The organism is Gardnerella sp. 26-12, assembly GCF_001660745.1.
Lineage (GTDB): Bacteria > Actinomycetota > Actinomycetes > Actinomycetales > Bifidobacteriaceae > Bifidobacterium > Bifidobacterium swidsinskii.
This window is the reverse complement of the sequence record NZ_LWSR01000036.1, coordinates 1-8,143: the sequence shown is the minus strand read 5'-3', so window position 1 is coordinate 8,143 and position 8,143 is coordinate 1. Positions and strand designations below refer to the sequence as shown.

The 8,143-nt window shown below is 41.3% G+C and carries 8 protein-coding genes; 5 read left to right on the top strand and 3 right to left on the bottom strand.

The window, feature by feature from the left end; genetic code table 11:
* The first annotated feature begins 312 nt into the window (after positions 1-312).
* The 3 genes from A5295_RS03010 to A5295_RS03000 are packed head-to-tail and all read left to right on the top strand — an operon-like array spanning position 313 to position 4,179.
* Positions 313-1,296 (top strand): ABC transporter permease, encoded by a 984-nt coding sequence (locus A5295_RS03010; protein ID WP_033888405.1) that lies wholly within the window; start codon positions 313-315, stop codon positions 1,294-1,296.
* Positions 1,297-1,320: 24 nt separating this feature from the next.
* The gene (locus A5295_RS03005; protein ID WP_064621662.1) at positions 1,321-2,268 is read left to right on the top strand and encodes an ABC transporter permease; all 948 of its coding nucleotides are present in this window, start codon (positions 1,321-1,323) and stop codon (positions 2,266-2,268) included.
* 21 nt (positions 2,269-2,289) lie between these two features.
* Positions 2,290-4,179, top strand: coding sequence for an ABC transporter ATP-binding protein (locus tag A5295_RS03000; RefSeq protein WP_064621661.1), 1,890 nt, complete (start codon positions 2,290-2,292; stop codon positions 4,177-4,179).
* Positions 4,180-4,293: 114 nt separating this feature from the next.
* Here A5295_RS03000 and A5295_RS02995 read toward each other — a convergent pair whose 3' ends face one another.
* The gene (locus A5295_RS02995; protein ID WP_004110769.1) at positions 4,294-4,614 is read right to left on the bottom strand and encodes a metallopeptidase family protein; all 321 of its coding nucleotides are present in this window, start codon (positions 4,612-4,614) and stop codon (positions 4,294-4,296) included.
* A gap of 73 nt (positions 4,615-4,687) precedes the next feature.
* Positions 4,688-5,116: a metallopeptidase family protein gene (locus A5295_RS02990; protein WP_012914044.1), complete on the bottom strand. Its 429-nt coding sequence runs from the start codon at positions 5,114-5,116 to the stop codon at positions 4,688-4,690.
* 119 nt (positions 5,117-5,235) lie between these two features.
* On the opposite strand from A5295_RS02990, the gene A5295_RS02985 reads away from it, so the two are divergent.
* Both A5295_RS02985 and A5295_RS02980 read left to right on the top strand, forming a co-directional pair.
* Positions 5,236-6,057, top strand: a complete 822-nt coding sequence (locus tag A5295_RS02985; protein WP_012914045.1) for an HAD-IIB family hydrolase — start codon at positions 5,236-5,238, stop codon at positions 6,055-6,057.
* A gap of 91 nt (positions 6,058-6,148) precedes the next feature.
* Positions 6,149-7,042, top strand: coding sequence for a ComF family protein (locus tag A5295_RS02980; RefSeq protein WP_004110765.1), 894 nt, complete (start codon positions 6,149-6,151; stop codon positions 7,040-7,042).
* Here the strand turns inward: A5295_RS02980 and A5295_RS02975 are convergent.
* Positions 7,039-8,103, bottom strand: coding sequence for a cell wall metabolism sensor histidine kinase WalK (locus A5295_RS02975; protein ID WP_064621663.1), 1,065 nt, complete (start codon positions 8,101-8,103; stop codon positions 7,039-7,041). The two genes, A5295_RS02980 and A5295_RS02975, sit on opposite strands and share 4 nt — an antisense overlap.
* Positions 8,104-8,143: the final 40 nt, after the last annotated feature.

Sequence of the window (8,143 nt, the reverse complement as noted above, 5' to 3'; positions counted from 1 at the left end):
AGCGTCAGATGTGTATAAGAGACAGCACTGATATTTTGCGTTTTTTTGCATGTTTAGATATGTATAATGTAACTTATATATACGAAATTTTTCCCTTGGGTATTGAGAAAAGTGTTGTGCAAAAATATTTTCTGTTTGTCTCTTTGTACATAGCTTGGCTAAAAATATACTAATTATGTGTCCCGGATTGACAAGGGTTGATTCAAACACGCCCTTTTCAAGGTCGAGTGTTAGATCGGCAATACTGTAAATCACAAGATTTATGGATGCCGAATGGAGGTAAAAAATGGCTAGTCGTAGAAAAGAGTCACAATGATACGATACATCGTTAAACGATGCCTGAATTATGTGGTGATGTTGTTTGTTGCCGTATCCATGACGTATTTCTTGACAAGTGCTTTTATGAGACCGCGTTCGAACTACATGTCTAGGCATCCGCATCCACCTATTGCATCAATCAACCGTTCTTTGGATTTGGCAAATATTAACGACCAGACTCCAGTGTTTACTCGTTATTGCCGTTGGATTTACAACATTTTTACTAAGTGGGATTGGGGATTGAGCCCAGATCAAGCTCCAGTTGGTCCGGCAATTATGTCTCGTATTGGCGCATCTGTTCAGCTGGTTACAGGCGCTACAATTCTTGGCATTGTTCTCGGTGTTAGCGTTGGTGTTTACACTGCTATCCGTCAGTACAAGTGGCAAGATAGAGTTCTTAATTCCACCGCAACCTTCCTGTTGGTTGTTCCTGCAGCAGTTTTGGGTTTGATGGTTGTGCTTGCTGCTATTAGCATTAACCACGCAACAGGCGTGCGACTTTTCTACGTTACTGGTTTGCACTCTTACCAGGGTTCTGACCCGTTCATGTTCCTTCTTGACTTCCTTCAGCATTTGATTTTGCCGACGATTGTTATGACAATTCCTGGCATGGTTGGGTATCATTTAACGCAGCGCACGTATCTTCTCGATACTATGAATGCTGATTACGTTCGTACGGCTCGCGCTAAGGGCTTACCTTTGAATTTGGCTATTCGCCGCCACGCTTTGCGTACTTCTTTGATTCCAACAGCTGTTGACGTCGCCTTCTCTATTGCAGGCGTGTTTACGGGTGCTGTGATTACTGAAACCGTGTTTGCTATTAACGGTCTTGGTAGCTACTTCGTTCAGACCATTATGCAGAACGATATTAACGGTTCTGTTGCTATTGCAGCGTTTGGTGCTGTATGTACCTTAGTTGGTGCTCTGCTTGCAGATATCTTCTCTGCTTGGCTCGACCCACGTATTCGTTTGAACTAGCAGAACAGTGTAGGTGAATTTGATATGAATAAAAAAGATGTATCTTCAAAACCTCAAGAATCTGCTGCAGATAGAAAAGCTACTGCTGGTGCCTGGGGCAACTTTAAGCGCACTGGTAAGATGACGCTTTATACGCGTCGATTCTTCCGTCGCCCGTCTGCAGTTGTGGGCTTGGTTATGTTCGTAATTTTGATTCTTTTTGCTTTGTTTGGCTCAAAGATTTCAAAGTGGAGCTACGACGAACCAGACTTTTCTTCTCTAGCAACTCCTCCTTCTGCAGAGCATTGGCTGGGAACTACGCCAGGCGGTTCAGACATGTACGCAATGGTTGTGCGCGGACTTGGTCGTTCACTTTCCATTGGTATTGTTAGCTCTATTACCATTACAGTTATTGCTGCTTTGGTTGGTACTGCTATTTCTTACTTCGAAGGATGGTTTGAGCAGGTTGGTATGTGGCTTTTGGACATGCTGCTGATTGTTCCTTCCTTCCTGCTGATTGCTTTAATCATTAGTGCTTCTAGTGGTGGTAGCGATTGGCTGTGGTTGGCATTTGGCTTAACAGCTTTTGGTTGGATTGGTTACGCTCGTACTCTTCGTACGTTGACTTTGAGCTTGCGCGAACGTGAGTATGTTCGTGCAGCTAAGTTCGAGGGCGTTTCTTCGTTCCGCATTATTGTGCGCCACTTGGTTCCAAACTTGGGTTCTGTATTGATTATTAACACGGTTCTTGGTGTTATTGGTGCGATTAACGGCGAAACTGCTTTGAGCTTCTTGGGCCTTGGTATTAAGGCTCCGGATACTTCTCTTGGTACTTTGCTTAATGCTGGCCAAAGCGTTGTGCAGACTTCTCCGTGGGTGCTTTTGGTGCCGTCTGCGGTGCTTGTTTTGCTAACCTTCTCCGTGCAGCTTATTGGTGACGGTTTGCGTGATGCCATTGATCCATATTCTAGGTCTGTTGGTAAGGCCGACTAACGAGCGTTTGGAGTGATAAACATGACTGATATTGCAAATAACGCTATTAAGGAAGAAACCACGATGGAAGATCAAAACAACGAACCGTTGCTTTCAGTACGCGACTTGCAAATTAGCTTCGCTTCTGAAGCTGGTACTGTGCATGCTGTGCGCGGAATGAATTTTGATTTGTACCGCGGAAAGACTATTGGTATCGTTGGCGAGTCCGGTTCTGGTAAGTCGGTTACGTCCTTGGCTGTTATGGGCTTGCTGGATAAAAACGCTAGCGTTAAAGGCTCTGTAAAGTATAAGGGCGAGGAGCTTTTAACTAAGTCTGATGCAGAAATGAGTAAGATTCGTGGCAAGAATATTGCCATGGTTTTCCAGGATCCTCTTTCTGCTTTAACCCCTGTTTTCTCTATTGGTGATCAGCTTAAGGAAGCTTTGGTTATTCATAATCCTGACATGACTGAAGAGCAGATTCGCGAGCGTTCTATTGAATTGCTTGATTTGGTTGGTATTACTAAGCCGGCTGAGCGTTTGAAGGCTTTCCCTCACGAGTTTTCTGGTGGTATGCGCCAGCGCGTGATGATCGCTATGGCTATTGCCAATAATCCTGACATTATTATTGCCGACGAGCCTACTACCGCTTTGGATGTGACTATTCAGGCTCAGGTTTTGGAAGTTTTGAAGAAAGCTCAGCGCGAAACCGGCGCTGCAATGATTTTTATTACTCACGATTTGGGCGTAATTGCTGGCGTTGCAGACGAAGTTATTGTTATGTATGCGGGTCATTTGGTTGAGCATAATAGCGTTGAAGAGATTTTTGCTCACCCAACTCAGCCGTACACTATTGGCTTGTTGGGTGCTGTTCCTCGCGTTGATCAAAAGCGCACTCGTCGTTTGACTCCAATTTCTAAGCCGACTATGGATATGCTTATGGCTGAAGAAGAAAGCGGCGACGACAGCACAATGATGGGTCTTGAAGCTGAAAGCGAAACTGTTCGCTCGTTGCTTCATGCGGAAACCGAAAAGCCAATTAAGCCAATGTTTGAAGGCATTCCTCGTGAACAACGAAAAGTTGTTTTGGATGTTAAGAACTTGGTTAAAACATTCCCAATTACTAGCGGTGGCTTCTTGCGACGCAAGGTTGGCGAAGTTCGCGCGGTTGATGGTGTGAGTATTGAGGTTCGTGAAGGCGAAACAGTTGCTTTGGTTGGCGAGTCTGGTTCTGGTAAGTCCACGACTTTGATGGAGATTATGGGCTTGAAGAAGCCTGAGTCTGGTTCTATTACAGTTTTTGGTACTGAGTTGAACGATAAGTTGACTCGTGAGCAGCGTCGCGAACTTCGTTCTAAGATTCAGTACGTGTTCCAGGACCCAATGAGCTCGCTTGATCCTCGTATGCTTGTTTACGATATTTTGGCCGAGCCTTTGCTCGTGCAAAAGAAGTCGAAGGAAGAAATTCGCCAGCGTATTGCTGAGCTTATGCAATTGGTTGAGTTGAATCCTGATCAAGTTGATCGCTTCCCAACGCAGTTCTCCGGCGGTCAGCGTCAGCGTATCGCTATTGCTCGCGCTTTGGCTGTGAATCCTAAGCTTTTGCTTCTTGATGAGCCAGTTTCGGCTTTGGATGTTTCTATTCAGGCTGGAATTATTAACTTGCTTGAAGATTTGCAAGACAAGTTGGGTGTTGCTTACTTGTTCGTGGCTCACAACATGGCTGTGGTTCGTCACATTTCTAGCCGTATTGCTGTTATGTATCACGGTCGAATTGTTGAATCTGGTGAAACGGATGAGGTGTTTGATAATCCAAAGCACCCTTACACTCAGGCTTTGATTAGCGCTGTGCCAATTCCGGATCCTACAATTGAGAAGAACCGTAAGCGTATTATTCTTTCTGAAGAAGATAATTTTGACGATGTTAGGTAATTCATGACTTGTTGATTTTAGTTAATCTTCATCAATCTGAATAAATTACTTAGTCGCGCATGTTTATTACAACATGCGCGATTTTTTATTGTGTAACATAAATTTAAAAATTGTTTACAAACCCCAATCTGGATCAATTTCTTCTGGTCTGCGACCGTATAGTTCTGCTAAGCATTGCACAAGCTCATCTCTGATAGCATATTGAAGTTCACTTCTGCTGCTTACATGAGTGCATAGCGGAAGCCTATACAATACAATTCTAGATTGCATACCACGGCTAGCTGGAAAAGCTTGCGAAAGTATTCTGCGGTTTTGCTCCCATAACAGTGGTTGCGAAGGCGGCACATCTTCTACCGCGAATTGAACGTCTTTAGTTAATGCTTGCCAAGCACTGTTAAGGCGTCTAATTTGAGCTGCTACCATGGCATCAAACATTCCGCTAGCAGTTCTATATTGTGGAAGTCGAGTACCAAATATTGGCGCCCTAAGACCTCTACCATGCCTATTTCTATAGNCCCCAATCTGGATCAATTTCTTCTGGTCTGCGACCGTATAGTTCTGCTAAGCATTGCACAAGCTCATCTCTGATAGCATATTGAAGTTCACTTCTGCTGCTTACATGAGTGCATAGCGGAAGCCTATACAATACAATTCTAGATTGCATACCACGGCTAGCTGGAAAAGCTTGCGAAAGTATTCTGCGGTTTTGCTCCCATAACAGTGGTTGCGAAGGCGGCACATCTTCTACCGCGAATTGAACGTCTTTAGTTAATGCTTGCCAAGCACTGTTAAGGCGTCTAATTTGAGCTGCTACCATGGCATCAAACATTCCGCTAGCAGTTCTATATTGTGGAAGTCGAGTACCAAATATTGGTGCCCTAAGACCTCTACCATGCCTATTTCTATAGTGACGTTCTTCCCAAATTAGACCTGTCATGCTTCCACTTTACGAGAAGGCTAGGGCAATAATATGTAAATAATTAATATGCGGTGTGTGAAATACGCTCACACTATAGAATACTGTATATATGGTTTTAAAAGTCAGGAGGATTTGTAATGCTCAAACCAATAGTGCATGATTGGAATGAGTTTAATCTTGACTTGAGCATTGCTAAATCGTCTCTTATTGCTTTTGATTTAGATAACACACTGGCATGTTCTAAAAAACCTATGCTTAAATCGATGGCTGAATCATTAAGTAAGCTGATTGATATAATTCCTGTTGCTGTAATAACAGGTGGCTGCTTAGAGTTAGTTAAGAAGCAAATTTTAAATATGCTAACTATTGGCACTAATCTTAAAAATATTCACATAATGCCCACTAATGGAACTAGTTATTATCGTGTGAATAATGACATGTCATTGCAATCTGTTTATGAACATACTATCGATTTTAAGCAAGCGCAATGCGTTATTGATGCAATACACAAGTGTGCAAAAAATATAGGCGTTTGGAAAGAACCCGGCGATCCAATGCTGTGGGGAGAACAGATAGAGAACCGCGGTAGTCAAATTACTTTTTCGGCACTAGGACAACTAGCTCCTATTGAATATAAAAAAACTTGGGATCCTAGCGGTTGTTTGAAAGCTCAACTTGCACAAAGCATTTCTCAAGCTTTACCTAATTTTGCTGTACGCGCTGGAGGAGATACTAGCATCGATATATACAGGCGCGGTGACGATAAAGCTCAAGCTTTGCGAATGCTGTCTCAATATTGTGATGTTAATATTGAAAAAATTACTTTTATTGGCGATCGTATGTATCCTGGAGGAAACGATTATCCTACTGCCTTTACAGGAGCTTTAATTATTAAAGTAAGTAATCCTTCGGATACTTTAGAGCTTTGTAATAAGGTACTTAATATTTTAGAAATATAGAATTTTATTAATTTTTCATTTTAAGATACCTTTTATCCACAATAACATTTTTTATTTGCATAGCCAATAAGCTATCGCATATGCTGTCATTATGGTTGGGAGACGCAAGGTTATAAACCACCAAAACAAAAAGAAGTATAGAAGCGTGACATCTCATGGGGGATTAGCATGTCACGCATCTGTACCTTGTGGTGTATGTGAAAACAAGGATGTTGATTTTATAAATTGGCGTTTTGCTAGTTGGAAGAATGTAGCGATTGCTTTATTTAATTTATTTTTGCCTCGCGCATGTGCAGGCTGTGATACTCCAGATTATATATTGTGTGAAAACTGCAAGAAAGCGTTGCAATGCTGGAAACGTGCACCATTTGCCAGAACAGTATGTGGATATCGCTACGCGTGTGGTTCGTATTCTACGGTTGTTCGCCGCTCAATATTATTGTGGAAGGATCATTTCGATATTGCATGTGACAAAATATTTGGTGAACTTATTGGCGATTTAGTAGTAGAAGTTATATCTAAATTTTTGCGCTCGCATTCTTGTTATATAAGTGAAAAACCTATATTTGTTATACCAGTCCCGTCGTCTAAGCATTCATCAAGGCATCGTGGACGTAAGCATATGTTGCCTGTTGCAAATTGTGTTGCTAAACGATTGTGTAATAGTGGCATTAGAGCATACGTTTTAGATATTGTAAGTATGGATGCTAGAATTACTGCGAAATCAGTGCAAACTTCCGGTTTTCGCGGAAGGTCTAACAGAATTTCTAAGGCGTTTAGCATCGATTTTAAAGAATTGAGAAAGCAAAAGTTTGAAAATCAACGCGAGTACAAAGCTATTGTATTGGATGATATTGTAACTACTGGCTCAACTATGAATAGCTGCGTTTCAACTTTACAGAGTAGTGGAATTACTGTTTTGGCATGCTTTTCTTTAGCATGTGTATGCAATAAGGATGATCGTACAGCAGATTACGAATGTTAGTTTGCTATTGTATTGCTATAGTTTAGTGGAAGCGCAATTTCAAAGTTCGGACCGCGTTTATCGTCTACTACTTTTACAGTTCCATGGTGCAATTGTGCAGCCCAACGAGCAATTGATAATCCTAATCCTGTTCCTCCTGATTCTGTGCCAATTCGCTGATTTCCTTTAACAAATCTTCTGAAAATATCGGCGCGATCTTCTTGAGGAATTTGTTCTCCGAAATTCACAACATTGCATATTACAGAGTTTTGGCTGTGATTAATATGAGCACTTATAAGAACACGAGTTCCATCGTCTGAATGTTTTAGAGCGTTAGAAATAATATTAGTAAAAAGTTGCGAAAGGCGAGCTTGATCTCCTGTTAATTCAATCTCATCATTAATTTGAACTTCAATATTATGATTATGACCTGAATCAGCTATTTCTAGTGGTTCGATAATTTCGTCAATAAAGTCTGTGAAATTAAATGAAGTTATATTAAGGCTTTCCGCGCCTGCTTCAACTCTAGATAAATCAAGAAGGAAAGTAATAAGATCAGCAAGTCTATGAGTTTGGTTTAATATAGCTTCCATATTAGATGGAGTAGGATCAACAACTCCGTCTGCAAGATTTTCAAGCATCGCTTGTAAAGCAGAAACAGGAGTGCGCAGTTCGTGACTTACGTTTGCTATAAGCTCTCTACGCATTTGATCTGCATGTTCAAGTTCTTCTGCCATTTCATTAAATGCAAGAGTTAATTTACCTACTTCGTCACGACGATTTTCTACAGCAACTCGCACAGAATAGTCGCCGTCAGCCATAGCTTCTGCAGCATTTTTCATTTGACGAAGTGGTGCTGTAAGTCCTCTAGAAAAAATGTATGTAATTCCCAGAGCAACAATAAGTGTTAATGGCATTGCAATCCAGCCATTTAGACCAGTTTTAAGTAAAAACCATGCCATTACGAAAGCAATTGCTGTTGCAAAAACAATAATTGCCGAAAGTTCAATTTTTAGAGATGAAAAAAATCCGACAGGTCGATTTGGATAATTATGCTTTACAGAAGAATTCGTAAATCGCATTTTTGACTTATTTTTAAGTTGAGCATTTGAGTTTTTATTT

Coding starts and splice junctions, on each gene's coding strand:
- A5295_RS02975 (WP_064621663.1), bottom strand. CDS start 8,103: ATGCGATTTACGAATTCTTCTGTAAAGCATAATTATCCAAATCGACCT.
- A5295_RS03000 (WP_064621661.1), top strand. CDS start 2,290: ATGACTGATATTGCAAATAACGCTATTAAGGAAGAAACCACGATGGAA.
- A5295_RS02980 (WP_004110765.1), top strand. CDS start 6,149: ATGGTTGGGAGACGCAAGGTTATAAACCACCAAAACAAAAAGAAGTAT.
- A5295_RS03010 (WP_033888405.1), top strand. CDS start 313: ATGATACGATACATCGTTAAACGATGCCTGAATTATGTGGTGATGTTG.
- A5295_RS02995 (WP_004110769.1), bottom strand. CDS start 4,614: ATGTTTGATGCCATGGTAGCAGCTCAAATTAGACGCCTTAACAGTGCT.
- A5295_RS03005 (WP_064621662.1), top strand. CDS start 1,321: ATGAATAAAAAAGATGTATCTTCAAAACCTCAAGAATCTGCTGCAGAT.
- A5295_RS02985 (WP_012914045.1), top strand. CDS start 5,236: ATGCTCAAACCAATAGTGCATGATTGGAATGAGTTTAATCTTGACTTG.